Genomic DNA, 24,819 nt, shown 5'->3' with positions numbered 1-24,819 from the left:
CAGTGCAGTCAGGCCTCGGCTAGGCGCCGAGGGTGCCGAGGTAGAGGCCGATGACCTTCGGGTCGTTCAGCAGCTCGCGGCCGGTGCCGGTGTAGGCATCCTTGCCCTGATCGAGGACGTAGCCGCGGTCGCAGATCTGCAGGCAGCGGCGCGCGTTCTGCTCTACCATGATCGTCGTCACGCCGGCCTTGTTGATCTCCGAGACCCGCAGGAACGCGTCGTCCTGCCTCGCGGGCGACAGGCCCGCCGATGGCTCATCGAGCAGGATGACGGCAGGATCCATCATAAGCGCGCGACTCATAGCCACCATCTGGCGCTCACCGCCCGAGAGCGACCCGGCGCGCTGATTGAGGCGCTTGCCGAGCTCCGAGAAGATCCCCGTGACGAACTCCAGCCGCTCGGTGTAGAGCTTGGGGCGCTGGAAGAGGCCCATCTGGAGGTTCTCGGCGATCGTCAGGCTCGGAAAGACGTTGTTGGTCTGCGGGACGAACCCGACGCCCTTGGCGACGAGCTTGTTCGCCTTCAGGCCCGTGATCTTCTCGCCGTTGAGCGAGATGTCACCTTGGCGCACCTTCACCTGGCCGAAGATCGCCTTGAGCAGCGTGGACTTGCCGGCGCCGTTGGGTCCGATGATGCCGATGAGTTCGCCGTCCCAGGCGGTCAGGGTCGCGCCGTTGAGGATGTTGACTCCGGGCAGGTACCCGGCGTGGACGTCGTCGACCAGAACGACCGGGGTGCCCCCGCGGACGGGGGGACGCTCGTCGGTGGCTGCTGCGTCGGTCATGACTTCTCCGTCCCGGCGCTCTCGCCCGACTCAGGTGTCTTGCTGGGGCTGGCATCCGACTCGTGGTGAAGGGTCTTCTCGATCACCTCGTCGAACTCCTGCACCTCCTGCTGCAGTTCGATGGCCGCGGTGTTGAGTTCACCGGGCACGCGGCCCGTGACAACGCCCAGGTCGACATCCTGGTGCGACCCGAGGTAGGCATCGATCACCGCGGGGTTCTGCATGACGGTGTCGGGCGGCCCCTCGGCGACGATCTTGCCCTCGGCCATCACGACGACCCAGTCGGCGATGTGACGGACCATGTGCATGTCGTGTTCGACGAACAGCACCGTCATGCCCTCGTCCTTCAGGTCCAGGATGTGGTCAAGCAGCGACTGCGTGAGCGCAGGGTTCACCCCAGCCATCGGCTCATCGAGCATCACGAACTGCGGCGAGCTCATGAGGGCTCGCGCCATCTCGAGGAGCTTGCGCTGGCCACCCGACAGGCTCGCCGCGAAATCGGACTCCTTCGCGTCGAGCTTGAATTTCTTCAGCAGCACGCGGGCGCGCTCTTCGATCTCGGCATCCTGCTTTCGCCACAGGAACGGGAAGAGGGACGCTAAGAAGCTCTCGCCCCGCTGCCCCGTCGCACCGAGCTTCATGTTCTCGAGCACTGTCAGAAGTCCCAGAGCCTTGGTCAGCTGGAACGTGCGCACCGCGCCCATCCGCGACACCTTGAACGCGGGAACTCCCGCGAGCGCTGTGCCATCGAAGGTCCACGACCCCTCATCGGGCTTGTCGAAGCCGGTGAGCAGGTTGAAGAACGTCGTCTTTCCGGCACCGTTCGGGCCGATCAGGGCGGTGATCGCATTCCGCGGGATCTCGAGGTGCTCGACATTCACGGCGGTCAGGCCGCCGAACGTGCGCTTGACGCCGTCGGCGATGATGATCGGGTCGACCTTGGCGACACCCGGGCGGATCTCACCCTCATGAAGGCCTGTCGTCTTGGGGCGCGCTACCGGCGCGAGCGGCTCATCGGACAAAGCTCAACTCCTTCTTGTTCCCGAGGATCCCCTGCGGGCGGAAGATGATCAGCAGCATGAGCGCGACCCCGATCAGGACGAAGACCGACTGCTGTGCCTGCTCGCGCGAGAGGAAGGGCAAGAGCCCGGCATCCACCAGCGCGGGAAGGAGGTTGGAGAGGAACGCTCGCACGACCCAGAACAGCACAGCACCGAGCACCGGGCCGAAGATCGTCGCCGCCCCACCCAGCAGCAGCGCCGTCCAGATGAAGAAGGTCTGCGAGGTCACGTAGACGTTGGGGTTGACGTTCGTTCCCATCGCCGTGACGATGCCGCCGGCGGCGATGATGACGCCACCGATGACGAGGGCCTGCATCTTGAACGAGAACACGTTCTTGCCGAGCGACCGCACGGCATCCTCGTCTTCTCGGATGCCCTTGATGACGCGTCCCCAGGGGCTGCGCATCAGCGACCAGGTGAACAGCACGGCTACCGCGGTCAATGCCAGGCCGATGATGATGACCCACCACTGATCGCTCGTGTACGTCCACGGGCCGAAGCCATAGGTCCCCTGCGGCAGCGGGTTTGCCGCACGGAACTCGGCCTGGAAGCCGAACAGGCCGTCAGCAGAACCGGTGACGTCCTTGTAGGCGGTCGAGAGGAACAGCAGCCGCACGACCTCGGCGGCGGCGATCGTCACGATCGCGAGGTAGTCGCCGCGAAGACGCAGCGTCGGGATGCCGAGAATCAGCGCGAACACCGCTGCGAGCACGAAGCCGACGAGCGCCGCCGCCCACCACGGCAGCCCGAACGTCAGGATCGAGATCGCGAAACCGTAAGCACCGACTGCCATGAAGCCGGCGACACCCATGTTCAGCAGGCCCGCGAAGCCGAAGTGGATCGACAGGCCGATAGCCGCCAGCGCGAAGCCGAGGGTGGTGGGGCTGAGGATCTGGCTCAGCGTGTTGCTCAGAATCTGACCGAAGTCCATCGTCGTACCCCCTTCAGCCCACTCGCTCTTTTCGACCCAGGATGCCCTGTGGTCGGAAGAGGAGGATCAGAATCAGGACGACCAGCGCGCCCACATACTTGAGATCGTCGGGAACCCCGAACAGGCTCGTCGTCTCGACGAGGATGCCGACGATGAGGGATCCGACCAGGGCGCCGAGTGCGGTGCCGAGGCCGCCGAGGACCACCGCCGCGAACAGCAGCAGCAGGATGCTCGACCCCATGTCCCACTTGATGCCGGGCCGGAAGTAGGCCCAGAGGACGCCCGAGAGTCCAGCGAGCGAGGCCGCCAGGATCCAGACGATCCGTACGATCGCGTCCACGTCGATTCCGGATGCCGCCGCCAGCGATGGGTTGTCGGACACTGCCCGCGTCGCGCGCCCGATCCGACTGCGCGTGAGCCACAGAGCGAAGAGGATGATCACGACGACCGAGATGACCATGCTGAGCAGGTCCATCCAGGTCAGCACGATCGATCCCGGCAGCGGGATGACGCCGGAGAGCGGATTGGGCAGCTGCAGGGTGCCGCCGCCGACGAACATCTGGAAGATGTAGCGGAGGGCCAGCGAGAGCCCGATCGACACGATCATCAGCTGGACGACGCCGAGCCCCTTTCGGCGCAGGGGGCGCCAGAGCCCGGCATCCATCGCGTATCCGAATGCTCCTGACACGATCACCGCCAGCGGGACTGCCACGAGCAGCGGCAGACTCAATCCCACGGCGAACAGCAGCGCTATGAGGGCCCCGAAGGTGACCATCTCGCCGTGGGCGAAGTTCGAGATCCCGGTCGTGCCGTAGACGAGCGACAGGCCGATGGCCGCCAGCGCCAGCATCAACCCGAAGTTGACGCCATTGACCAGCCGCTCTAGCAACTGATCGATGAAGCTCGTCGTGTTGCGTTCGCCTTCACCGATGAAGAAGTTCGTCGTGACGCGGCCACCCGGCCCGACGGTGACCTCACGGACATTGGGCGAGGTGTCTTCGCCGGTCTCGTCGATGACAGCGATGCCCTCGGGGAGCGTCTCCTCGTTGAGGGTGACTGTGTAATCAGCATTGCGTTCGGGCACCCCGACCGACCACTGCCCGCTGGCGTCTGTCTCGACTGTCTGTTCGCCGCCGGGACCGTCCACCGTGAGCTCGACGCCCTCGAGCGGCTCGCCCTCGAGCTGCACGTTGCCGCTGATACGGTAGGGATCGTCCTCGGCCGCGTGCGCCGCGGTCGGCAAGGCGAGAAGGCCCATGAGGGTCAGTGCCAACGCCAGAAGCGCACCCGCGCGATTGCGCGTCGTCCTGGCTCGGGCATTCGGATGTGTCACTCAGACCTCCCGGACGGCAACGGCCGAGGAAGTCGCTTCGACCGTGATAGACGACCGTACGAGCGTAATGTGTCGGCGGTGTTTCCGGGGCATATTCGGGTGAGAACGATCCCATTCCGTTGCGGGGCTGGCCGCGAGGACGACTCGGGAATGTTGGCGAGCCCGCGAACGTAGAATTCTCTATAAGGCTCGCGACCGCAGGAGAAGCATGGACACTCACGACCCGTTCGGATTCGTCGGACTCACCTATGACGACGTTCTTCTGCTGCCGGGTCACACCGACGTCATCCCGAGCGAGGCCGACACGTCGTCCCGGGTTACGCGCCGCATCACTGTCGCAATCCCGCTCATTTCCAGCGCAATGGACACCGTGACCGAGGCGCGGATGGCGATCGCCGTCGCCCGTGAGGGGGGACTCGGCATCCTGCATCGAAACCTCTCGATCGAGGAGCAGGCGGCTCAGGTCGATCGGGTCAAGCGCAGCGAGTCGGGCATGATCTCCGACCCCGTCACAACGACTCCCGACGCCACGATCGAAGAGGTCGACGCGATGTGCGCGACCTACCGCATCTCGGGACTTCCGGTCATCGACGAGGAGGGAACGCTCGTCGGCATCGTCACTAACCGCGACATGCGCTTCGTGTCGGGCTTCGAGCGCAAGACCACCCTCGTCAAAGACGTCATGACCAGCGAGGGCCTCATCACCGCTCCCGTCGGGATCGGCGCGAATGATGTCATCGCGACCTTCGCCAAGCATCGCGTCGAGAAGCTGCCGCTCATCGACGACAACGGCAAGCTCGCGGGCCTGATCACCATCAAGGACTTCGACAAGAGCGAGAAGTACCCGCTTGCCACCAAGGACGAGCACGGGCGACTGCGCGTGGGAGCTGCCATCGGATTCTTCGGCGATGCGTGGGAGCGTGCTGAGGCGCTGCGGGATGCCGGAGTCGACGTGCTCGTCGTCGACACCGCCAACGGTCAGTCGGCGGGAGTCATCGACATCGTGCGGCGGCTGAAGGCCGACCCGTCGTTCGCGGGCATCGACATCATCGGCGGCAATGTCGCGACCCGCGAGGGTGCGCAGGCGCTGATCGACGCCGGTGTGGATGCCGTGAAGGTCGGCGTGGGCCCGGGCTCGATCTGCACGACGCGCATTGTCGCCGGTGTCGGCGTTCCGCAGGTCACGGCGATCTACGAGGCGTTCCAGGCTGCGCGCGAGGCTGGTGTTCCGGTCATCGCCGACGGTGGCCTGCAGTACTCGGGCGATATCGCGAAGGCGCTGGTTGCTGGCGCAGACTCGGTCATGATCGGTTCGCTGTTCGCCGGCACCGACGAGGCTCCGGGTGAGATCGTCTTCCAGGGCGGCAAGCAGTTCAAGCAGTACCGAGGCATGGGATCGCTCGGGGCTCTCCAGACGCGCGGCAAGAAGACCTCCTACTCGAAGGACCGGTACTTCCAGGCCGACGTCCCCACCGACGACAAGCTCATCCCCGAGGGGATCGAGGGGCAGGTCGCCTACCGCGGCCCGCTCGCTGCAGTCGCGTACCAGCTTGTCGGGGGCCTCCGGCAGTCGATGTTCTACGTGGGCGCCCGAACGGTCGAGGAGCTGAAGGCGAAGGGCAAGTTCGTGCGCATCACCTCTGCCGGCCTCAAGGAGTCCCACCCGCACGACGTGCAGATCGTGGTCGAGGCGCCGAACTACAAGCGCTGACCCGCGGCATCCGTCTGGTTCGCTCGCGAAGTCCGCAGATTCGCGCGAACCTCGCATTCTCTGCCCCGAATCCTGTGGAGTAGGGGCGATTCTGCGGAGTTGGCGGCTCCTCCCCAGGGCGGCAGTGCCGTCAAGAGCGTGCAGAAGGATGCCGCTCGCGGTCGTTGCGCTCGCTGACGGCACAGACTCGCGGTGTGACGCCAGAGCTCGAAGAGTGGTTGCGGCGGCAGGGTGGAGTCGCGCATCGGAGCGACATCCTGCGTGCCGGGTACAGGGTCGCGGCCGTGCGGGGGTTCGTGCGGGACGGGAAGGCGCGCGTCATCCGTCGCGCCTGGGTGACCCTTCCGGATGCCGCGCCCGATCTCGTCACCGCGGCCACCGCGGGCGGGCGGATCTCATGCCTCTCCCTCGCACGCAGGAGAGGGTGGTGGATGCCGCCAGACCTGGATCCGCATCCCCATCTGCATATGGTTCCCGGCTCCGGTTCCGCGCGCCTGCCTGACGGATGGCCGGGGCGCCTTCACTGGACGATCCCTCTCTCGCCGCCCGGGCGCAACCTCACGGCGACGGTCGAGGACGCGCTCGCGCACGTCGCCGGGTGTTTTCCTCACGACGCTGCGCTCGCCGTCTGGGAATCCGCGGTTCGGGTGGAGGGTCTTGCGCCCGAGGCGCTCAGGCGCATCCCCTGGACCTCTTGCGCCGCGCGAGACCTGGCTGGGGAGGTCGTCGGGCTCTCCGACTCCGGGCTCGAGACCCTCGTCGTCCTGCCGCTGCGCCGCTGGGGCGTTCCGGTGGTGCAACAGGCGAAGATCGCCGGACGATTCGTCGACCTCCTGATCGGCGAGAGGCTCGTGCTGCAGATCGACGGGTTCGCGCATCACTCCTCAAGCGCACAGCGCACGAAGGACATCGCCCACGACGCCGAGCTTGCGCTTCGCGGATACACCGTCATGCGCCTGAGCTACGCGCAGATCGTTCACGACTGGCCGGCGGTTGAGCGCAGCATCCGTCGCGCCCTCGCGGCACGTCTCCACCTCGCATCCTGAGCCCGCCTGCCGCCGCCCCGCCCCCGCATCGTCCAGGTCCGCAGAATCGCGCCAACGTCGCAGGATGCCGCGACGATCGTGCGAACTTTGCATGATTCTGCGAACTTCGTGGTGCCGGGCACGGCCCGGGGGTGGGGTGGTCGAGCCGCGCGGGGCGGGCGTATGGTCGGGGCATGTGCCGGAACATCCACACCCTTCACAACTTCGAGCCGGCTGCGACCTCGGATGAGGTGCACGCGGCGGCTTTGCAGTACGTGCGCAAGATTGCCGGGACGACCAAGCCGTCCAAGGCGAACCAGGATGCCTTCGACCGGGCGGTCCACGAGATCGCCCACGCTACCCAGCACCTGCTCGACGACCTCGTCGCCGTAACGCCGCCGAAGAACCGCGAAGAAGAGGCCGCCAAGGCTCGTGCTCGCGCCGTCGCGTCGGGGCGCTACTCGGTCGCGTAGGTCAGCTCGCGGCATCCGTTCGCCGACTGACCCGCTCGCTGGCGACCCCGAACTTCGCAGAACCACGCGAAGTTCGCAGGATTCTGCCCCGCAGGTGCGGAGTTGGTGCGATCCCGCGGAGTTGAGCGACGCCGGTCCGCACGCCGCAGCGCGGGCTAGCGTAGGGGCATGTCACTTCCTCCTCTCGTCGAGCCCATCGATGCGCTGACGGATGCCGAACGCGACCGCACCGCGCGCCACCGAAAACTCTTCGCTATCGGTGACCTGGGTCAGCGCCGCCTCGCTGCTGCTCGCGTCGCGGTCGTGGGAGCCGGTGGGCTCGGGTCCTCCGTCATCCTGGCCCTCGCCGCCGCGGGCGTCGGAACGATCGGCATCATCGACGACGACGTCGTGGACCTGACCAACCTGCACCGGCAGATCATTCACTCCGTTGACACAGTCGGCGAGCCGAAGACCGAGAGCGCTGCGGCTCGTGCGCGCGGCCTCGCCCCCGGGGTGCGCGTGATCGAGCATCCGGTGCGCCTGACCGCCGCTAACGCGCGCGGAATCCTGTCTGACTACGACCTCGTGCTCGACGGGTCCGACACCTTCGAGACCCGCGACGTCGTGGATGCCGCAGCCGCAGAGCTCGGCCTGCCGGTCGTGTGGGGGAGCGTGCTGGAGTTCTGGTCGCAGGTGACAGTCTTCTGGTCGGCACCGCCCGCGGGGGCCCAGCCGGTGCGCCTGAGCGACCTGTTCCCCGCCGGCTCGACCGGCCAGGTCGTCACGTGCGAGGAGGTCGGCGTCCTGGCGTCAGTCTGCATGCAGACCGGCTCGCTCATGGCATCCGAGGCGATCAAGCTCATCGTCGGCGAGGGGCGCCCGCTGCTCGGGCGGATCGCGGTCATCGACGCGCTCGCCGGAACGATGCGAGAACTCCCGGTCCGCTCGGCATCCGCCGTTCCCGCCCCCTCGCACGCATGATTTTCACGCGCACTGTCGCCGAACATCGCGACGCGATCCTCGCGGCGACCACGCCCTTGACGCCGGTGCGGGTCTCCATCACGGATGCCTGGGGTCGCACGACCGTGGAACCTGTCGTTGCCACCCTCGAGATCCCCGCCTTCGACAATTCCGCGATGGATGGCTACGCCGTCCGGACCGGCGACGGAGCCGTCCCGCGCACCGTCGTCGCCGACATCCCGGCAGGCGTTGCCCCCGGCGCCAGCATCGGGCCCGGGGAAGCAGCCCGGATCATGACAGGCGCTCCGCTTCCGGCGGGAGCCGACGCCATCGTGCCGCACGAGCAGACCGCGGAGCCGTTCCGTGACGTCGCGCCGGGATCGGTCATTCACCTCGACGCCGCGCCGACCCCCGGCGCGCACATCCGCGGCCGGGGAGACGACGTCTCGGTCGGGGATGCCGTGGTCGCTGCGGGCGAGCGGCTGGGCGCGCTGCAGCGATCGGCGGCGGCAGCGGCTGGTGCGGCATCCGTGCTCGTTCGCCCGGCCCCGCGCGTTGTGGTGATCGCCAGCGGCGACGAGCTGGTCGCGCCTGGTGAGCCCGTCGGGCCGGGGCAGATCCCCGAGTCCAACGGGCTGCTGCTCGACGGACTCGTGCGAGCAGCTGACGGTGTCGTCACCGAGCTCATCCGCGTCGGCGATGACCCGGCGGTGTTGCGGCGGGTACTCGCCCGCGTCGAAGCCGACTCCCCGGACGCGATCGTGCTGACCGGCGGCGCAAGCGTCGGCGCCTACGAGGTGGTGCGCGAGGTGCTCGAACCGACAGGTGTGCAGTTCCTGACGGTCGCGATGCAGCCCGGCAAGCCGCAGGGACACGGCGCCGTCGGCGGCATCCCGGTCTTCTGCCTGCCCGGGAACCCCGTGAGCGTCGCCGTGTCGTTCGAGGCATTCGTGCGCCCGGCGCTGCTGCGGATGCAGGGCAGACATGACGTGCTGCGCCCGATCGTGCGCCTGCGAGTCTCGACCGGATGGCGCACGCCGCCCGGTCGCGAGCAGTTCATGCCCGTCGCAATCGATCGGTCGGATCCCGCGGTATGGACGGTGCGTCCGGCGACAGCGGGCGGATCCGGTTCCCACCGCGCCGGTGCGCTCGCGCTCGCCGAGGCGTGGGCAGTGGTTCCGGCATCCGTCGAGGAGGTGGCCGCGGGCGATCTCGTCGATGTCATGCTGGTGACATGAGTTTCACGCACCTCGACGAGTCCGGTCACGCCCGCATGGTGGATGTCACCGGCAAGCAGCCGACGGTGCGTGCGGCCTCCGCGCGCGCCTTCGTTTCGATGGCTCCCGACACCGTCGCGGCGCTGCGTGAGGGCAGTGTGCCGAAGGGTGATGTGCTCGCGGTCGCGCGGATCGCCGGCATCCAGGCCGCCAAGCGCACCCCCGAACTGCTGCCGCTCGCGCACGTCATCGGGGTGCACGGCGTCGTCGTGGACCTGCAGATCGAGGATGCCGGAATGAGCATCACCGCGACGGTGCGCACCGCCGACCGCACCGGGGTCGAGATGGAGGCGCTGACCGCCGTGACCGTCGCTGCGCTCTCGGTGGTCGACATGGTCAAGGGCATCGACCGCACCGTCACCATCACGGATGCCTGCATCACCGCCAAAGAGGGCGGCCGCTCGGGATCGTGGACGCGTGCGGAGTGATGCCTGACGACCCGGTTTCAGGTCCGGGTGTGTCCGCCCCCCGTTCGCGAGCCCGGATCGGTGCGATCATCCTGTCGGGAGGCCGGGCATCGCGGATGGGTGGTATCGACAAGACCGCCCTGGAGGTCGCTGGTCGGTCGATGCTGCGACGTACGACGGATGCCGCGCTCGACGCGTGTGATGGGACAGTCATCGTCGTCGGCACGCCGCCCACGGACCCGGCGACGGGTCGTTACCCTGCCGAGGCCGGGCCGAATGCAGGATCAATGCCCTACGGAGCCGCGCCCACGGGTACGGGTGCGCCGTTCATCCTGCGTTCGGGACAGTCGGCCGCATCGCGCGTCGTGGTGATGAGCGAGGAGCCGGCAGGAGGCGGACCGGTCGCCGCGATCACCGCAGTGATCGGCCGCGTGGATGCCGACGAGGTGCTGCTGTTGGCCGGCGACCTCGCCGCAGGCGATCGCACCGTGGCGGCCCTCGTCGCGGCGGGCCGTGACGACCCCACCGGCGTGGACGGAGTCGTGCTCGTGGATGCTGCCGGTCGCCGCCAGTGGCTCTGTGCCCGGATTCGGACGCAGGTGCTCGCCGAGGCCACTGCCAGACTGACGAATCCGGTGGGGGCGCGGATGAGTGATCTGTTCGCCGACCTGCACTGCCGAGATCTGCCGGATGCCACCGGGGTGACGACCGATGTCGACACGTGGCAGGATCTGTCCCGTGCCCGGTCTCGAGAGTCAGGAGCCCGCATGAACGACCGCACCCTTCCGCCCGAGGCGCTCGATGAGTGGTCCTCGATCCTGCGCGACCGCTTCGGTCTGGATGCCGAGCAGGTTCCGATCGCACTCGTGCTCGACCTCGCGCGCGATGTCGCGCATGACGTCGCGCGCCCCGCTGCGCCGCTGAGCGCCTTCGTCGCGGGGCTCGTGGCGGGCCGGGCGGGCGGAACTCCCGAAGACACCGCGGCCGCCCTCGCCGAGGTCGTCGCGCTCGCCGGCGCGTGGGCCGAGGGTCGTGCTCCTCGCAGCGACGGGAGCGGAGTCTGATGGCGACGGTTCGCTACTTTGCCGGCGCGGCTGACGCAGCCGGTGCCGACGAAGAGATCCGCGGCGAAGTGACGCTCGACGCCCTGCGCGCTGCGATCGTGAGCGACCACGAACGCCTCGGATTCGTGCTGCCGCGGTGCGCGGTGCTCGTCAACGGAGAGCGCACGGATGCCGATATGCCGCTGTCGGCATCCGATGTCGTCGACATCCTGCCGCCCTTCGCCGGCGGCTGAGCGCGTCCGAAGTCCGCAGAATCGCGCGAAGTTCGCAGGATGAGGCCGTGGCGGTGCGACGTCCGCGCGACTCTGCGGACTTCGCGCGGGCATTTCGTGCGGGTCCGGATGCCGGGGTCAGCCGCCGATGGCGCTCATAGGGCGCTGGGGTTGCAGGAATCCGGGGTCGTCGATGCCGTGACCGGCGCGCTTACCCGCGATCGAGCTGCGCAGGAGGTCGGATATCGCGTCGTCGTCGGCCGGAGCCTGTCCCTCGGCTCCGCGGAGCAGCGGCAGCAGATCGGACTCTTCGCGCGCGAACAGGCAGTTGCGGATCTGCCCGTCAGCGGTCAGCCGTACCCTGTCGCACGCCCCACAGAACGGGACTGTCACCGAGGCGATGAGCCCGACAGTCGTCGGGCCGCCATCCACGAGGTAGTCCTGTGAGGGCGATGAACCGCGCTCGCCGATCGGTGTGAGCGTGAAGCGCTGCGTGAGCTTGTCGAGAATCTCGCCGGCATCGACCATCTCGGTGCGCGACCAGGTGTGCCCGGGATCCAGCGGCATCTGCTCGATGAACCGCATCTGCGCGCCGTTGTCGACCGCGAACTGCACCAGGTCGACGATCTCGTCGTCGTTGACGCCGCGCATCGGCACCGCGTTGAGCTTGAGCGGTGAGAACCCGGCGCGGCGAGCCGCACGGATGCCGCGCAGAACGTCATCCAGGCGATCGCGGCGCGTCAACTCCGCGAAGCGGCCCCGCCGCAGCGTGTCGATCGAGACATTCACCCGCGCAAGACCCGCCTCTCGCAGCGGCTCGGCAAGCTCGGGGAGTTTGAGTCCGTTGGTCGTCATCGACACCTCGAGCGGGCCCGCGACACCCTCGATCGCGGCCACGCGACGCACGACATCCACGATGTCGCGGCGCAGCAACGGCTCACCGCCGGTCAACCGAACCTCGACGATGCCGAGGCTTGCGAGAACGCCCGCAACCCGCACGATCTCGTCAGTCGTCAGGATGCTGCTCTTGGCGAGCCATTCCACACCCTGCTCGGGCATGCAATAGGTGCAGCGCAGCGAACAGCGATCGGTCAGCGAGATCCGCAGGTCCCGATGGACCCGGCCGAACCTGTCGACCAACTGCCCGCGCGAACCCGGCGCAGCATGATTGCCGGGCGCGGGATCGGACCCGACGCGTGCGCCAGCAGGGCGCGCGAGCGTCGTCGGCAGCGGAAGGTGGACGACGCTCATACGTCGAGCCCCACCCAGCTCGCGGTGCCGTCGTGCTCGTGCTGGCGCTTCCAGATCGGCAGGTCGGTCTTGATGCGCTCGATCAGCGCACGGCACACCTCGAACGCCGGTGCGCGGTGGGCGCTTGACACCGCGACGACCACGGCGAGGTCGCCGACCTCGAGCTTTCCGATGCGGTGCGTGACGGCGATGGCGCACTCGGCATCCGTCCCGCCGGCGCATGAGGCAGCGATCTCTGCCAGGGTCCGCTCCGCGTCGGGATGCGACGAGTATTCGAGCAGCGTCACCTCACCGCGCGCGCCCGGATCGTGGTCGCGAACCGTGCCGACGAAGGTAGCAATGCCGCCTGCCGTCGGGCCGGATACCGCCGCGATGTGCGCAGCGAGGTCGAGAGGCTCGTCGCTGATTCGCGCGATCCGTACGGCGTCTGCCATCAGTGGTCACCGCCCGTGAGCTGATCGAGCACGTGGGGCAGGAGGGGCAGCAGTGTCTCGAGGCCCTCGGTGGCACCGCGCGTCGACCCGGGCAGATTCGCGATCACAGCACCCGCGCCATCGACGACGCCGACGATGCCGCGCGAGAGCGCAGCCATCGGCGTGGATGCCGCGCCCTCGCGTCGCAGCAGCTCGGCGAGGCCCGGGACCTCCCTGTCGATCACGGTCCGGGTAGCTTCGGGGGTGCGATCGCGAGGTCCGACTCCCGTGCCACCGGTCGTGATGACCAGTCGCGCCCCGGCGTCGAGGGCGCGACGGATGCCGTCAGCAACCGATTCCTGCCCGTCGGCCACAACGATCGCGGCGTCGCACGCATACCCCGCTTCGACGAGTCGCCGCACGAGCGCCGGCCCCGTCGCATCCGGACGCTCCCCGGATGCCGCACGGTCGGATGCCGTCACGACGGCAGCTCGGACCGCGGCCCGGCCGGCGGGCACTGCGGCAGCATCCGTGGCGGCTGTCACGAGCTCGGCCGCCCCGCCGCAGTGTCGTCTCCAGCCCCGGTTCCCCGGCGCTCGAGGCGGATGATGACGGACTTCGAGGTCGGCGTTCCCGATCCGTCTGCCGTCGAATCCAGCGGCACGAGGACGTTCGTCTCGGGGTAGTAGGCGGCGGCGTTGCCGACGGGGGTGTCGTAGTGCACCACCCGGAACTCCTCGGCTCGCCGCTCGGATCCGTCGGTCCATACCGACACGAGGTCGACGATCTCACCGTCGGCGACGCCCGCGGCGTCGGCATCCGTACTGTTCACCAGTACGACGCGGCGCCCGTCACGGATGCCGCGGTACCGGTCGTCCTTGCCGTAGATCGTGGTGTTGTACTGGTCGTGGCTGCGCAGGGTCTGCAGCAGCAGGTGTCCCTCGGGGATCGTCGGGTACTCGAGCTCGTTGGCTGTGAAGAGCGCCTTGCCGGTGACGGTTGTGAATCGGCGCTCGTCGCGAGGGCCGTTCGGGAGGAAGAAGGTGCGTCCCTTCGCGATGCGCTCCTCGTAGTCATCGAACCCGGGAACGACGGCTTGGATGTGCGCGCGGACCGTCGCGTAATCGGCCTCGATGGCTTTCCAGTCGGCCCGGGGAGCATTCGGTAGGGCGTTGGGCCCTGCGAACAAGCGCTCGGCGATCCGAGCGACGATCGCCACTTCCGACAGCATGTCGTCGGCGGGGGGCTTCAGACGCCCTCGCGATGCGTGGACAGCGCCCATGGAATCCTCGACGGTGACGCGCTGGTCGATTCCGCCGCGGTGGTCGCGATCGGTGCGGCCGTGAGTCGGGAGGATGACGGCGCGCGTGCCGGTCACGAGGTGCGAGCGGTTGAGCTTGGTCGAGACCTCGACGGTGAGTCGGAGGTTTCGCATGGCGGCTTCGGTCACGGCGGTGTCGGGGGTGGCTGAGACGAAGTTGCCGCCCATCCCCATGAAAAAGCGCGCCTTGCCGTCGCGCATGGCCCGGATCGCTTCAACGGTGTCGTAGCCGTGGCTGCGGGGAGCCGCGAACGAGAACTCCGCGTCGAGGGCCTCGAGGAACGGTTCGGGCATCTTCTCGTAGATGCCCATCGTGCGATCGCCCTGCACGTTCGAGTGACCGCGCACCGGGCAGACCCCGGCGCCGGGCCGACCGACGTTCCCTTGCAGAAGTAGCAGGTTGACGACATCGCGCAGCGTCGCGACCGAGTGCTTGTGCTGCGTGAGTCCCATCGCCCAGCACACGATCGTCGCGGGCGATGCGATCACCAGATCGCCGATCTCCCGCATCCGTGCCTCGCTCAGGCCCGTCGCCGTTTCGAACTCGCTCCAGGATGCCGCCTGAATGAGGTCGGCGTAGGCGGAGAAGTCGCTCGTGTGCTGGGTCAGGAAGTCGGCATCCAGGATGCCCGGCTCGCCAGACTCCACGCGACGCTCGTGCTGCTCGAACACATGCTTGGCGAGCGCCTGAAACAGGGCCTGGTCACCGCCCATCCGGATCTGCACGAACTCATCGGCGATCGCGGTGCCATCCCCGATGACACCGCGCGGGATCTGCGGATTCTTGAACCGCATGAGCCCGGCTTCGGGCAGAGGGTTCACCGCGACGATCGTCGCGCCCTTCATCTTCGCCTTCTCGAGGGCGCTCAGCATGCGGGGGTGGTTTGTGCCGGGGTTCTGCCCCGCAACGATGATGAGGCTGGCGTTGTGGATGTCTTCGATCGATACCGTGCCCTTGCCGATACCCAGCGTCTGCGACAGCGCGACCCCGCTGGACTCGTGGCACATGTTCGAGCAGTCGGGGAGGTTGTTGGTGCCAAGCCCCCGCACCAGCAGTTGGTAGAGGAAGGCGGCTTCGTTCGAGGTTCGGCCGGAGGTGTAGAAGATCGCCTCATCGGGGCTGTCGAGGCCGCGCAGTTCGTCGGCGATCAGGTCGAGCGCCTCATCCCAGCTGGCAGGACGGTAGTGCGTGGCGCCTTCGTCGAGAATCATCGGTTCGACCAGGCGCCCCTGCTGTCCGAGCCAGTAATCGTCGTGGTCGAGAAGGTCGGCAATCGAGTGCTTCGCGAAGAAGTCGGCAGTGACGCGGCGTACGGTTGCTTCTTCGGCCACCGCCTTTGCACCGTTCTCGCAGAACTCGGCGATGTGGCGCTTGTCTTCTTCAGGCCACGCGCAACCGGGGCAGTCGAACCCGTCCTTCTGGTTCACGCGCAGCAGCGTTCGGGCGCTGCGCACCAGGCCCATCTGCTCGATCGACATCTCGAGAGCGTGCATCACGGCGGGAACGCCCACGGCTTCGGTTGCGGGCGCCGAGACACGGAGCTTCGACTCGTCGATATCTGCAGTGGGGGCTGACTTTGCCATGGTGGATTCTCCGGGTGGACTCTCCGGCGGGAGCGGCTGACCTCTCCACGCCGCCGGTCGACGTCGACCTGTTCTCCCGAGACTAACGCCGATCCTCGGCATCCGGCCTCGTCGCGCGGGTGCGGGGCACAATGGGAGCAGAACGAAGGGGTCCGAGATGGCAACTGGGATGGCGCGGCACCGCGTGACCCGCGTGCGGTGGAACGATGGCGTGGATGCTGCAATCACATCGACGCGGGAGGATGTCGTGGCCCGCGAAGAGCCGCTCGAGATCCGGATCGACGGCACGTCCTGGTCGGTGACGATGCGTACTCCCGGCGACGATTTCGACCTCGTTGCCGGGTTCCTCGTCTCCGAAGGCGTGATCGCTGCGCGCGATGAACTCGCCTCGCTGCGCTACTGTGCCGGATTCGACGAGTTCGGTCGCCGCGAAGAGAACACCTACAACGTCATCGACGCAGTGCTGGGCCGGGGCGCGGTTCCCCCGACGGATGCCCACGCTCGCCATTCCACGACGACCTCGGCCTGCGGAATTTGCGGTACCACCTCGATCGAGGCCGTCAGCAAGCAATCACGTTTCGATGTCGCAGGTGACGGCATCCGTATCGACGCCGGCACGCTGGCGAACCTGCCCGACGTGCTGCGGGAGAGCCAGGCACTGTTCGATCGGACCGGCGGCGTCCACGCTGCGGGCCTCTTCACCGCCGAGGGTGAGCTGCTGTGTCTGCGCGAGGATGTCGGGCGCCACAACGCGGTCGACAAGATCGTCGGATGGGCGGTACGCGAAGACCGCCTGCCACTGTCGGGGACAGTGCTGCAGGTGTCGGGGCGTGCCTCGTTCGAGCTCGTACAGAAGGCGCGGCTCGCCGGTATCCCGGTGCTCGCGGCCGTCAGCGCGCCCTCGTCGCTCGCGGTGGATCTGGCGGCGGCATCCGGGATGACCCTCGTCGGGTTCAGCCGCGGCTCGAGTCTCGCGATCTACACCTGTCCCGAGCGCGTGCTCGTGCCGGCGACGGCCGAGGTCGCGACGGGCTGAGCCGGCGACTCCGACGCGGAACGTCCCGCAGGCAGCCAGAGGGCAGCGACCGCGCTGATCACCAGCACAATGCCTCCCACGAACACCGCGGGCCGCGCCGCCTCGACGTAGAGGTCGGGAACCAGCTCCCCGCCGGCGCCGAGGAAGATCGCCGTGAGCACCGCGGTACCGAGGGCGAGTCCGATTTCGCGCACCGTCGAGTTGACACCTGATGCCTTCGCGTGATCGACGATGCCGAGGGTAGCCAGAAGCGCCGTCGCCGAGGGTGCGAACACGAGGCCCATCCCGACGCCGGCGATCACGAAGGGGGCGATCATCGCGACGTAGGGGGTGTCGAGATCCAGGATGGCGGCGATCCAGAGCAGCGCTGTCGCCTGCAGCACGAGCCCCACGACCATCAGGATGCGGGTGCCGATACGCGGTGCGAGAAGACCCGCGAGCGGTGCGATCGCCATCGGCGCCAGCGTCCACGGCGTCGTACGCACCGCCGCCTCCCAGGGCGAGGCGCCCTGCACAACCTGCATGTACTGGATGAGCAGGAAGATCGCGCCGAACGTGCCGAAGCTGAAGCCGAAGCCCGCGATATTGGTCACGGTGAAGCTTCGGTCGCGGAACAGGCGCAGAGGAACGAGGGGAGCCGATGCTCGCGCCTGCCAGGCGACGAATCCCGCCAGGAGCGTGATGCCGGCGACAAGCTCCGCGATGACCCCGAATGATCCCCAGCCGTCGTCGTTGCCGCGAACGATCGCGTGGACCAGCAGGACGACGCTCGGGGCGATCATGACGGCGCCGATCAGGTCGAGGCGCACGCGTGCTCCGCGGTCGTTGCGCAGAGCCCACAGGGCGAAGGGGATCGCGACTATCGCGATCGGAACGTTCAGCCAGAAGATCGCCTGCCAGTTCCACCCCTCCATGATCGCGCCGCCCACGAGCGGACCGACGGCGACCCCGAGACCCGAGACGCCACCCCAGATCCCGATGGCGAGCGGGCGACGTTCGGGGGAGACGCCACCTGAGAGCAGAGCGAGCGACAGAGGGAAGATGCCGGCCCCGCCGAGTCCTTGAACGGCGCGAGCGACGATCAGCTGCGACGGATCGGTGCTGAGAGTTGCGAGCACCGATCCGATCCCGAAGACGGCGATTCCGATCGCGAAGACCGTCCGGCGCCCGAACCGGTCGCCCAGGGCGGATGCCAGCAGGATCGCGCCGGCGAAGGCGAGCGTGTAGGCGTTGACGAACCACTGCAGTTCCTCGACGCTCGCGCCGAGGTCGCGGTGGAGCACCGGCAGGGCGTTGGTCATCACGAGGTTGTCGAGCGTGGCCATGAACATCGGAACCGACGCGGCCGCGACCACCAGGCCGAATGCACGATGCCGCGGTGCGGTGAGGTGCGAGGGCGGCGCAGGAGCCGGATCGAGCGTGGTGGTCACGGGATGCCTCCGTTGATGTAATCGGATGATTACTTGGACTGTAGTAATCGACTGATAACATGTCAAGCATGGTTCAGAACGGCACGCAACGACGCATGAGTTCCGATGAGCGCCGCGCCGAAATCCTGCTGGCCGCTCACGCTGTGTTCGGTGCCCGCGGGTACGAAGGAGCCACCACAGACGAGGTAGCTCGCGCCGCCGGCGTGAGTCAGCCGTACGTGGTCAGGTTGTTCGGAACGAAGGAATCGCTGTTCCTTGCCGTATTGCACGACGCTCTCGATCAACTGCTCGACGGATTCCGCGCCGAACTCGACGCCCCCGCCGACGCTCCGGCGCAGGAGCGTATGGGGGCTGTCTATCTTCGGCTTCTCCAGGTGCGGGGACTCCACCAGACCCTCTCGCACGCGTTCCTTCTCGGCGGTCATCCGGTGATCGGACCCGCCGCCCGCCAGGGCTTCGTGAAGGTCTGGCGCTTCCTCCGCGACGAGGCCGGATTCGATGCCGACACCGCCCAATCGTTCCTTGCGGAGGGGATGCTGATCAACACCATGATCGGGTTGCGCCTCATCGACGAGGTCGACGCGGATGCCGGCATCCACGAGCTCTTCGAAACATGCTTCCCGACCACGATGCGCGCCGTCCGCGACGTCGCGCCCCGCGGCAACGAACCGTGGTGATGGCTGTGCGGCGCCTCTTCCGGAGCGGCGAACCCACACCTTTCGCCGCGAACCCACGCGATCCGGCGCGTATCGCGTGTGGGGTGGGACCGAAACGTGTGGGTTCGGCGCGGGGCTGGGATCACGCGCGGTATCGCCACACCCCACCGGTAGGCTGGGGCGCGTGACCATGGAGATCGAGATCGGCCGCGCCAAGCGGGCTCGCCGCGCGTACTCGTTCGACGACATCGCCGTCGTTCCCTCGCGCCGCACCCGCAATCCCGAGGATGTCTCGACTGCCTGGTCGATCGACGCGTTCCAGTTCGACATCCCGGTGCTCGGCGCCCCGATGGATTCGGTTGTGAGCCCGCAGACGGCGATCATGCTCGGTCAGCTCGGCGGACTCGGTGTCCTCGATCTCGAGGGGCTCTGGACCCGGTACGACGACCCCGAGCCGCTGCTGGCTGAGATCGCGTCTCTCGACGAGGCGACGGCAACCTGCCGGATGCAGGAGCTCTACTCCGAGCCGATCAAGCCCGAGCTCATCCGTGAGCGACTGCAGCAGATCCGTGACGCCGGAGTCACGGTGGCCGGTGCTTTGACTCCGCAGCGCACCCAGCAGCTGTACGAAACCGTGGTCGCCGCGGGTGTGGACCTGTTCGTCATCCGTGGCACGACGGTTTCGGCCGAGCACGTCTCGAGCGTCGACGAGCCCCTCAACCTCAAGAAGTTCATCTACGACCTCGACGTGCCTGTCATCGTCGGCGGTGCTGCGACCTACACGGCAGCCCTGCACCTCATGCGCACGGGCGCCGCGGGCGTGCTCGTCGGCTTCGGCGGGGGCGCAGCCTCGACGACGCGCGGGGTTCTCGGCATCCACGCGCCCATGGCCACGGCGGTAGCCGACGTCGCCGGCGCGCGCCGCGACTACCTCGACGAATCGGGCGGGCGCTACGTCCACGTCATCGCCGATGGCGGTGTGGGAACCTCCGGCGACATCGTCAAGGCTCTCGCGATGGGCGCGGATGCCGTCATGCTCGGCGTCGCTCTCTCGCGGGCAACCGACGCGCCGGGCCGTGGATACCACTGGGGCCCCGAGGCTCACCACTCGAAGCTCCCGCGGGGGCGTCGCGTGAAGGTGGACCAGGTGACGAACCTCGAATCCGTGCTCTACGGTCCTGCTCCGGTCGCTGACGGCACCGCGAACCTGATCGGGGCGCTGAAGAAGTCGATGGCCACGACCGGCTACTCCGACCTCAAGGAGTTCCAGCGCGTCGAGGTCGTCGTCGCGCCGTATACGGGCGGATGACAGACCAGACAGTCTTTCCCCCGACCCTGCGGGAGGTCATGCTCCGACCCCGCTGGATCGGCGTCCTGCTGCTCTCGCTCGTCGTTGCGGGCGTGTTCGCGTGGCTGGGGCAGTGGCAGCTTTCTCGCGCGATCGACACCGATCCGCTTCCGCCTGGAACCACCGAGGAAGTCCAGCCGCTCGCCGAGATCGCCGGGCCCGGCGAATACCTCCCCGAGCCTCTCGTCGGCCAGCGCGTCGAGGTGACGGGCACGTGGGTCCCCGAGGACTTCCTTGTCGTCTCGTCGCGCTTCAACGACGGCGTCGAAGGCTTCTGGGTCACCGGTCAGCTGCGTATCGCCGACACGACGGGACCGACATCCGTGGCCGTCGCCGTCGGCTGGGCGCCGACGCTCACCGTCGCCGAATCCGCCGCCGAGGCGCTCGAGCAGACTGCGGTCGCGGGGGAGCCCGTGACGGTCGTCGGTCGGTTGATCTCGGACGAGGGTCCGGTGCCGCCGCCGCGCGGCGAGCCGCCGTTCACCATGACACGGATGTCGCCGGCGGCACTCCTGTCGCAGTGGCACGACACCGCGGGCCTTGACGTCTATCGCAGCTACATCGCCTCGCAGTCTGCGCCGGCGGGCCTTGTGGACATCGCCTCGCCCGCGCCGGATGCCGGGTCCACAGTCAACTGGCTGAACATCTTCTACGCCGCCGAGTGGGTGGTCTTCGCCGGCTTCGCCTTCTATTTCTGGTACCGCCTCGCCAAGGATGCGTGGGAGAAGGAAGTCGAAGAGCTCGAGGATGCCGCAGCCGCGGCATCCTCGTCGGGAAGCGCCGGCGCGACCGGCGACTAGAATGGGCCCATGCCCCGCGAGCCGAAACCGTCGTCTTTTCCGGCCATTCGCGGAGCCCTGACCTTTTACCAGGTCGCCTCGATCATCACCGGTGTCATGCTGCTTCTGCTGCTGGCCGAGATGATCCTCAAATACTCGCCGCTGCACGTCGAACTGTTCGCGGGTGGCTCCGGTGGTTTCCTCTGGTTCGCGCCGGTGCTGGTCGGCCCCGGATGCGAGTGGTACTCGCTTTTCGTTCCCGGCGGTCTCGGCTGCGACCTCGAGTCAGCGGGCGACGGTGTCAACGTGTCGCTGTCGATCCTCGTCGGCCACGGCTGGTTCTACGTCGTGTATCTCTTCGCCTGCTTCCGCATCTGGAGCCTCATGCGGTGGCGGTTCGGTCGCTTCATCGCGCTTGCGCTCGGCGGGATCGTCCCCTTCCTCTCCTTCTTCATGGAGGCTCGCGTCGCCCGTGAGGTCAAGGCCTACCTCGCTGCGCGCGAGTCCGAGAGTCACGATCTCGCTGAGCAATCCAGCCTGACCCGCCAGAACCCCACAGTCTCCTGACCCAACGCTCCTGGGTTCCAGGGGCGCCGACCGAAAGCATCCGGTGACAGAACAGACCGAGACCTCGCAGCGACCCGTCCTCGTCGTCGACTTCGGCGCGCAGTACGCCCAGCTCATTGCCCGTCGCGTGCGAGAGGCGGGCGTCTACAGCGAGCTCGTGCCGCACACCGCGACGGCCGCCGAGATCGCCGCGAAGAACCCGATCGGCATCATCCTGTCGGGCGGGCCCTCGTCCGTGTACGAACCCGGCGCGCCGACGCTTGACCCGGGCGTGTTCGATCTGGGCGTGCCGACCCTGGGCATCTGCTACGGATTCCAGGTAATGGCTCAGGCTCTCGGCGGCGTCGTGGCCAACACGGGCCTGCGCGAGTACGGCGCGACGGATGCCAGCATCATCCGCGACGAGAGCGTGCTGTTCGACGGTCAGCCCGCCGACCAGAACGTGTGGATGAGTCACGGCGATCAGGTCTCGGAGCCTCCCGCGGGGTTCGAGGTGCTCGCTCGCACCGGAGCCACCCCGGTCGCCGCGTTCGGAAACGACGCGCGTCGCATGTACGGCGTGCAGTGGCATCCCGAGGTCAAGCACTCCGATCACGGCCAGCGGATCATCGAGAACTTCCTGCACAAGGCCGCGGGTCTTCCCGCCGACTGGAACAGCGGCAACGTCATCGCTGAGCAGGTCGATCGGATCCGCGCGCAGGTCGGCTCGGGACGCGTGCTTTCGGCACTGTCGGGCGGTGTGGACTCTGCCGTGTCGACAGCCCTCGTGCACAAGGCCGTCGGCGACCAGCTCGTTGCGGTCTTCGTCGATCACGGGCTCCTGCGCAAGGGTGAGCGCGAACAGGTCGAGCAGGACTACGTCGCCTCGACCGGCGTACGGCTCGTGACCGTCGACGCGCGGGAAACGTTCCTCACGGCGTTGGCCGGTGTCAGCGATCCCGAAGAGAAGCGCAAGATCATCGGCCGCGAGTTCATCCGCGCCTTCGAGCGGGTGCAGCGCGAACTCGTCGACGAGGCCAAGGCCGACGGCGAGCCCATCCGCTTCCTCGTGCAGGGCACCCTGTACCCGGATGTCGTCGAGTCCGGTGGTGGCACAGGCACCGCGAACATCAAGAGCCACCACAACGTCGGCGGGCTTCCCGAGGACCTGCAGTTCGAGCTCGTCGAGCCGCTTCGCACCCTCTTCAAAGACGAGGTGCGCGCCATCGGGCGTGAGCTGGGGCTTCCCGAGGTCATCGTGGGTCGCCAGCCCTTTCCGGGGCCCGGTCTTGGCATCCGCATCGTGGGTGAGGTCACCGCTGACCGCCTCGAGATCCTGCGTGATGCCGACGCCATCGCCCGCGAAGAGTTGACCAAGGCGGGGCTGGACGGCGAGATCTGGCAGTGTCCGGTCGTGCTCCTCGCCGACGTGCGGTCGGTCGGCGTTCAGGGCGATGGGCGCACGTACGGGCATCCGATCGTGCTGCGCCCCGTCTCGAGTGAAGACGCGATGACCGCCGACTGGACCCGGCTGCCGTACGACGTGCTCTCGCGGATCTCGAACCGCATCACGAACGAGGTGCGTGAGGTCAACCGTGTCGTGCTCGATGTCACCTCCAAGCCCCCGGGGACTATCGAGTGGGAGTGACGCGGAGCGGCGCTCACACTCGGGCGATGGTGCTGTGTGGCACGTGACCGTCGGAGCGGGCGAGTGGGAGTAGCTCCCACCGCTGGGGGTGCGTTGCCTGGGGCGCGCTACCTCGTCCTTGCGTCGCGGCTCGTTCCCGATCGCGACGGTGGTTTCACGATCTCGGTGCTCCGGCGGGCGCTCGATATGGCAGCCGCGGGCGCGGAGATCACGCTCCTGACGGTCGATCCGGGGGAAACTGCCGACCACGACACTCATCGAGCCGAGTGGGTGCGGCGTGGTCTCCTTGGCAGTGAGGGGAGTCTTCGGAATCTGTTCGATGACGCGCGCTCGGATCCGTCGTGGTTGCGGCGCTCGGCGATTCCGGGGCCGGTGCCGTCCTCCCCGTGGCCGACGCGGGTTGTCACCGACGGCTCGGGCGCGGCGATGCTCGACTTGCCGGTGGTGAGCGGCGATGCCGCGTGGCATCTGACTGACGCTCCGGTTCGTATCTACGACGGCGACGGAGACGTGATTGGGTGGCTGCCGGGGTTCGGTGGCCTCTACCGCGCCTGGCTGAACGCTGTCGCAGCCGAATCGGCGGATGGCGGCGCGGAGCGCGCCCCGGTTGTCGTGCTGTGCGAGGCGCGGCAGATCGGCGAGACGCTGGTCGCGTCTGGCGGACCTGCGCTGGATGCCGGCATCCGTGTGCTGCATACGACGCACGCCTGTCATGTCCTCTCCCCGTTCCAGTGGGACTCGCCGATGGATGCCGCATGGCAGCGGTGGTTCGAGATCGCAGACCGGTTTGACGGCGTGTTGTGGCTCACGCCTTCGCAGCGCGACGACGTCGAGCGTCGGTTCGGCGGCCGACTGCGGTCGTTCGTCGTGCCGCATCCTGCGCCGGTCGTGTCGGCGCCGAGCGATCCCGTTGCCGGCCGCATCGTCATCCTGAACTCGCTCATTCCTCGCAAACGCGTCGATCACGTGCTGCGGGCGCTTCCCGCGATACGTGCCGCGGTCCCCGCCGCGCACCTGTGCGTGTACGGTGACGGCGGGTCGGGTGCGCAGCTGCGCGCTCTGGCGACGGAGCTGGGCGTCGCCGATGCTGTCGAGTGGCTTGGTCACGTCGCCGATCCGGCGACGCAGGCCTGGGCATCCGCCGACGTTCTCGTGCTCGCGAGCACGAACGAGGGGCAGCCTCTCGTGATTCTGGAGGCGCTGGCGGCCGGCGTTCCCGTGGTCGCCTACGACATGCCCTACGGGCCCCGCGACACCCTCGCGTACGGCGGAGGGGTGCTCGTCAGCGATGGCGACATCGACGCCCTCGCCGCGGCGCTCATCGACGTGCTCTCGGACCGTGGCCTCCGTTCGGAGCTTTCAGCCTCGGGACGAGCAGCTGCGGCGGCGATGGATGCCGCGGCATCCATGCGCGCCCTCGGCGACGCGGTTCGCACTGCCCTGGCCGACCCCGTCAGCAGCTGACCCCTAGCGCCGCCGGATGCTCGAGTCGCAACGGCGCACAGGATGTCCGACGCGCCGGGCGTCTTGGGTGTGCGCACGGCGTGTCGGGTAGCGGATGCGCCGTTGCGACAGGGGTGAGGTGTC

At 68.0% G+C, this 24,819-nt stretch carries 24 protein-coding genes; 15 read left to right on the top strand and 9 right to left on the bottom strand.

Annotated features, from left to right (window positions below):
• Positions 1-19: 19 nt before the first annotated feature.
• Genes ACQVDU_RS05390 through ACQVDU_RS05375 form a run of 4 tightly spaced genes read right to left on the bottom strand, consistent with a single transcriptional unit; the run spans position 20 to position 4,034 of the window.
• On the bottom strand, positions 20-784 hold the full coding sequence (locus ACQVDU_RS05390) for an ABC transporter ATP-binding protein (RefSeq protein ID WP_443476445.1): 765 nt from the start codon (positions 782-784) through the stop codon (positions 20-22).
• Positions 781-1,806, bottom strand: a complete 1,026-nt coding sequence (locus ACQVDU_RS05385) for an ABC transporter ATP-binding protein (RefSeq protein ID WP_443476444.1) — start codon at positions 1,804-1,806, stop codon at positions 781-783. The genes ACQVDU_RS05390 and ACQVDU_RS05385 overlap by 4 nt, the downstream gene beginning before the upstream one ends.
• Positions 1,796-2,776: a branched-chain amino acid ABC transporter permease gene (locus tag ACQVDU_RS05380; RefSeq protein WP_292709866.1), complete on the bottom strand. Its 981-nt coding sequence runs from the start codon at positions 2,774-2,776 to the stop codon at positions 1,796-1,798. The genes ACQVDU_RS05385 and ACQVDU_RS05380 overlap by 11 nt, the downstream gene beginning before the upstream one ends.
• A gap of 13 nt (positions 2,777-2,789) precedes the next feature.
• Positions 2,790-4,034, bottom strand: coding sequence for a branched-chain amino acid ABC transporter permease (locus ACQVDU_RS05375; RefSeq protein WP_300590555.1), 1,245 nt, complete (start codon positions 4,032-4,034; stop codon positions 2,790-2,792).
• Positions 4,035-4,317: 283 nt separating this feature from the next.
• Here ACQVDU_RS05375 and guaB point away from each other — a divergent pair, with 283 nt between their 5' ends.
• From guaB to ACQVDU_RS05335, 8 genes are all read left to right on the top strand, one after another.
• Positions 4,318-5,820, top strand: a complete 1,503-nt coding sequence (gene guaB, locus ACQVDU_RS05370; RefSeq protein WP_443476443.1) for an IMP dehydrogenase — start codon at positions 4,318-4,320, stop codon at positions 5,818-5,820.
• 194 nt (positions 5,821-6,014) lie between these two features.
• Positions 6,015-6,866, top strand: a complete 852-nt coding sequence (locus tag ACQVDU_RS05365; RefSeq protein ID WP_443476442.1) for an endonuclease domain-containing protein — start codon at positions 6,015-6,017, stop codon at positions 6,864-6,866.
• 173 nt (positions 6,867-7,039) lie between these two features.
• Positions 7,040-7,318 (top strand): DUF2277 domain-containing protein, encoded by a 279-nt coding sequence (locus tag ACQVDU_RS05360; RefSeq protein WP_228179476.1) that lies wholly within the window; start codon positions 7,040-7,042, stop codon positions 7,316-7,318.
• A 168-nt stretch (positions 7,319-7,486) separates the two neighbouring features.
• Positions 7,487-8,281: a HesA/MoeB/ThiF family protein gene (locus ACQVDU_RS05355; protein WP_443476441.1), complete on the top strand. Its 795-nt coding sequence runs from the start codon at positions 7,487-7,489 to the stop codon at positions 8,279-8,281.
• Positions 8,278-9,498 (top strand): molybdopterin molybdotransferase MoeA, encoded by a 1,221-nt coding sequence (locus tag ACQVDU_RS05350; RefSeq protein ID WP_443476440.1) that lies wholly within the window; start codon positions 8,278-8,280, stop codon positions 9,496-9,498. Before ACQVDU_RS05355 ends, ACQVDU_RS05350 begins: the two co-directional genes overlap by 4 nt.
• On the top strand, positions 9,495-9,965 hold the full coding sequence (moaC, locus tag ACQVDU_RS05345) for a cyclic pyranopterin monophosphate synthase MoaC (RefSeq protein WP_292709878.1): 471 nt from the start codon (positions 9,495-9,497) through the stop codon (positions 9,963-9,965). Before ACQVDU_RS05350 ends, moaC begins: the two co-directional genes overlap by 4 nt.
• 29 nt (positions 9,966-9,994) lie before the next feature.
• Positions 9,995-11,008 (top strand): DUF6457 domain-containing protein, encoded by a 1,014-nt coding sequence (locus ACQVDU_RS05340; RefSeq protein WP_443476439.1) that lies wholly within the window; start codon positions 9,995-9,997, stop codon positions 11,006-11,008.
• The gene (locus ACQVDU_RS05335) at positions 11,008-11,241 is read left to right on the top strand and encodes a MoaD/ThiS family protein (protein WP_443476438.1); all 234 of its coding nucleotides are present in this window, start codon (positions 11,008-11,010) and stop codon (positions 11,239-11,241) included. Before ACQVDU_RS05340 ends, ACQVDU_RS05335 begins: the two co-directional genes overlap by 1 nt.
• 117 nt (positions 11,242-11,358) lie before the next feature.
• Here ACQVDU_RS05335 and moaA read toward each other — a convergent pair whose 3' ends face one another.
• The 4 genes from moaA to ACQVDU_RS05315 are packed head-to-tail and all read right to left on the bottom strand — an operon-like array spanning position 11,359 to position 15,789.
• The gene (gene moaA / locus ACQVDU_RS05330; protein ID WP_443476437.1) at positions 11,359-12,471 is read right to left on the bottom strand and encodes a GTP 3',8-cyclase MoaA; all 1,113 of its coding nucleotides are present in this window, start codon (positions 12,469-12,471) and stop codon (positions 11,359-11,361) included.
• The gene (locus ACQVDU_RS05325; RefSeq protein WP_443476436.1) at positions 12,468-12,905 is read right to left on the bottom strand and encodes a molybdenum cofactor biosynthesis protein MoaE; all 438 of its coding nucleotides are present in this window, start codon (positions 12,903-12,905) and stop codon (positions 12,468-12,470) included. The genes moaA and ACQVDU_RS05325 overlap by 4 nt, the downstream gene beginning before the upstream one ends.
• Positions 12,905-13,429, bottom strand: a complete 525-nt coding sequence (locus tag ACQVDU_RS05320) for a MogA/MoaB family molybdenum cofactor biosynthesis protein (protein WP_443476435.1) — start codon at positions 13,427-13,429, stop codon at positions 12,905-12,907. The genes ACQVDU_RS05325 and ACQVDU_RS05320 overlap by 1 nt, the downstream gene beginning before the upstream one ends.
• Positions 13,426-15,789 carry an FdhF/YdeP family oxidoreductase gene (locus ACQVDU_RS05315; RefSeq protein WP_443476434.1) on the bottom strand — a complete coding sequence of 788 codons (2,364 nt, stop codon included), beginning with the start codon at positions 15,787-15,789 and terminating at the stop codon, positions 13,426-13,428. Before ACQVDU_RS05315 ends, ACQVDU_RS05320 begins: the two co-directional genes overlap by 4 nt.
• A 157-nt stretch (positions 15,790-15,946) precedes the next feature.
• On the opposite strand from ACQVDU_RS05315, the gene fdhD reads away from it, so the two are divergent.
• On the top strand, positions 15,947-16,825 hold the full coding sequence (fdhD, locus tag ACQVDU_RS05310) for a formate dehydrogenase accessory sulfurtransferase FdhD (protein WP_443476433.1): 879 nt from the start codon (positions 15,947-15,949) through the stop codon (positions 16,823-16,825).
• Here the strand turns inward: fdhD and ACQVDU_RS05305 are convergent.
• Positions 16,768-18,255, bottom strand: coding sequence for a DHA2 family efflux MFS transporter permease subunit (locus ACQVDU_RS05305; protein ID WP_443476432.1), 1,488 nt, complete (start codon positions 18,253-18,255; stop codon positions 16,768-16,770). The genes fdhD and ACQVDU_RS05305 overlap by 58 nt on opposite strands.
• A 59-nt stretch (positions 18,256-18,314) precedes the next feature.
• On the opposite strand from ACQVDU_RS05305, the gene ACQVDU_RS05300 reads away from it, so the two are divergent.
• From ACQVDU_RS05300 to ACQVDU_RS05275, 6 genes are all read left to right on the top strand, one after another.
• Positions 18,315-18,932, top strand: coding sequence for a TetR/AcrR family transcriptional regulator (locus ACQVDU_RS05300; protein WP_228179465.1), 618 nt, complete (start codon positions 18,315-18,317; stop codon positions 18,930-18,932).
• Between the two features lie 169 nt (positions 18,933-19,101).
• Complete coding sequence (locus ACQVDU_RS05295) at positions 19,102-20,220, top strand: GuaB3 family IMP dehydrogenase-related protein (RefSeq protein ID WP_228179478.1); 1,119 nt, start codon at positions 19,102-19,104, stop codon at positions 20,218-20,220.
• On the top strand, positions 20,217-21,059 hold the full coding sequence (locus tag ACQVDU_RS05290; protein WP_443476431.1) for an SURF1 family protein: 843 nt from the start codon (positions 20,217-20,219) through the stop codon (positions 21,057-21,059). The genes ACQVDU_RS05295 and ACQVDU_RS05290 overlap by 4 nt, the downstream gene beginning before the upstream one ends.
• A 9-nt stretch (positions 21,060-21,068) precedes the next feature.
• On the top strand, positions 21,069-21,605 hold the full coding sequence (locus tag ACQVDU_RS05285) for a DUF3817 domain-containing protein (protein ID WP_363494281.1): 537 nt from the start codon (positions 21,069-21,071) through the stop codon (positions 21,603-21,605).
• A gap of 43 nt (positions 21,606-21,648) precedes the next feature.
• The gene (gene guaA / locus ACQVDU_RS05280) at positions 21,649-23,232 is read left to right on the top strand and encodes a glutamine-hydrolyzing GMP synthase (RefSeq protein ID WP_443476430.1); all 1,584 of its coding nucleotides are present in this window, start codon (positions 21,649-21,651) and stop codon (positions 23,230-23,232) included.
• A 63-nt stretch (positions 23,233-23,295) separates the two neighbouring features.
• Positions 23,296-24,696: a glycosyltransferase family 4 protein gene (locus tag ACQVDU_RS05275; RefSeq protein ID WP_443476429.1), complete on the top strand. Its 1,401-nt coding sequence runs from the start codon at positions 23,296-23,298 to the stop codon at positions 24,694-24,696.
• Positions 24,697-24,819: the final 123 nt, after the last annotated feature.

Origin of the sequence: Microbacterium sp. F2 (genome assembly GCF_052274505.1) — a bacterium.
Taxonomy (GTDB): domain Bacteria; phylum Actinomycetota; class Actinomycetes; order Actinomycetales; family Microbacteriaceae; genus Microbacterium.
This window is presented reverse-complemented; position numbering and strand designations above follow the sequence as displayed.

Coding starts and splice junctions, on each gene's coding strand:
- ACQVDU_RS05375 (WP_300590555.1), bottom strand. CDS start 4,034: ATGGGCCTTCTCGCCTTGCCGACCGCGGCGCACGCGGCCGAGGACGAT.
- ACQVDU_RS05295 (WP_228179478.1), top strand. CDS start 19,102: ATGGAGATCGAGATCGGCCGCGCCAAGCGGGCTCGCCGCGCGTACTCG.
- moaA (WP_443476437.1), bottom strand. CDS start 12,471: ATGAGCGTCGTCCACCTTCCGCTGCCGACGACGCTCGCGCGCCCTGCT.
- ACQVDU_RS05315 (WP_443476434.1), bottom strand. CDS start 15,789: ATGGCAAAGTCAGCCCCCACTGCAGATATCGACGAGTCGAAGCTCCGT.
- ACQVDU_RS05350 (WP_443476440.1), top strand. CDS start 8,278: ATGATTTTCACGCGCACTGTCGCCGAACATCGCGACGCGATCCTCGCG.
- ACQVDU_RS05335 (WP_443476438.1), top strand. CDS start 11,008: ATGGCGACGGTTCGCTACTTTGCCGGCGCGGCTGACGCAGCCGGTGCC.
- ACQVDU_RS05360 (WP_228179476.1), top strand. CDS start 7,040: ATGTGCCGGAACATCCACACCCTTCACAACTTCGAGCCGGCTGCGACC.
- ACQVDU_RS05390 (WP_443476445.1), bottom strand. CDS start 784: ATGACCGACGCAGCAGCCACCGACGAGCGTCCCCCCGTCCGCGGGGGC.
- ACQVDU_RS05380 (WP_292709866.1), bottom strand. CDS start 2,776: ATGGACTTCGGTCAGATTCTGAGCAACACGCTGAGCCAGATCCTCAGC.
- ACQVDU_RS05300 (WP_228179465.1), top strand. CDS start 18,315: ATGTCAAGCATGGTTCAGAACGGCACGCAACGACGCATGAGTTCCGAT.
- ACQVDU_RS05355 (WP_443476441.1), top strand. CDS start 7,487: ATGTCACTTCCTCCTCTCGTCGAGCCCATCGATGCGCTGACGGATGCC.
- fdhD (WP_443476433.1), top strand. CDS start 15,947: ATGGCAACTGGGATGGCGCGGCACCGCGTGACCCGCGTGCGGTGGAAC.
- ACQVDU_RS05285 (WP_363494281.1), top strand. CDS start 21,069: ATGCCCCGCGAGCCGAAACCGTCGTCTTTTCCGGCCATTCGCGGAGCC.
- moaC (WP_292709878.1), top strand. CDS start 9,495: ATGAGTTTCACGCACCTCGACGAGTCCGGTCACGCCCGCATGGTGGAT.
- guaB (WP_443476443.1), top strand. CDS start 4,318: ATGGACACTCACGACCCGTTCGGATTCGTCGGACTCACCTATGACGAC.
- ACQVDU_RS05325 (WP_443476436.1), bottom strand. CDS start 12,905: ATGGCAGACGCCGTACGGATCGCGCGAATCAGCGACGAGCCTCTCGAC.
- ACQVDU_RS05290 (WP_443476431.1), top strand. CDS start 20,217: ATGACAGACCAGACAGTCTTTCCCCCGACCCTGCGGGAGGTCATGCTC.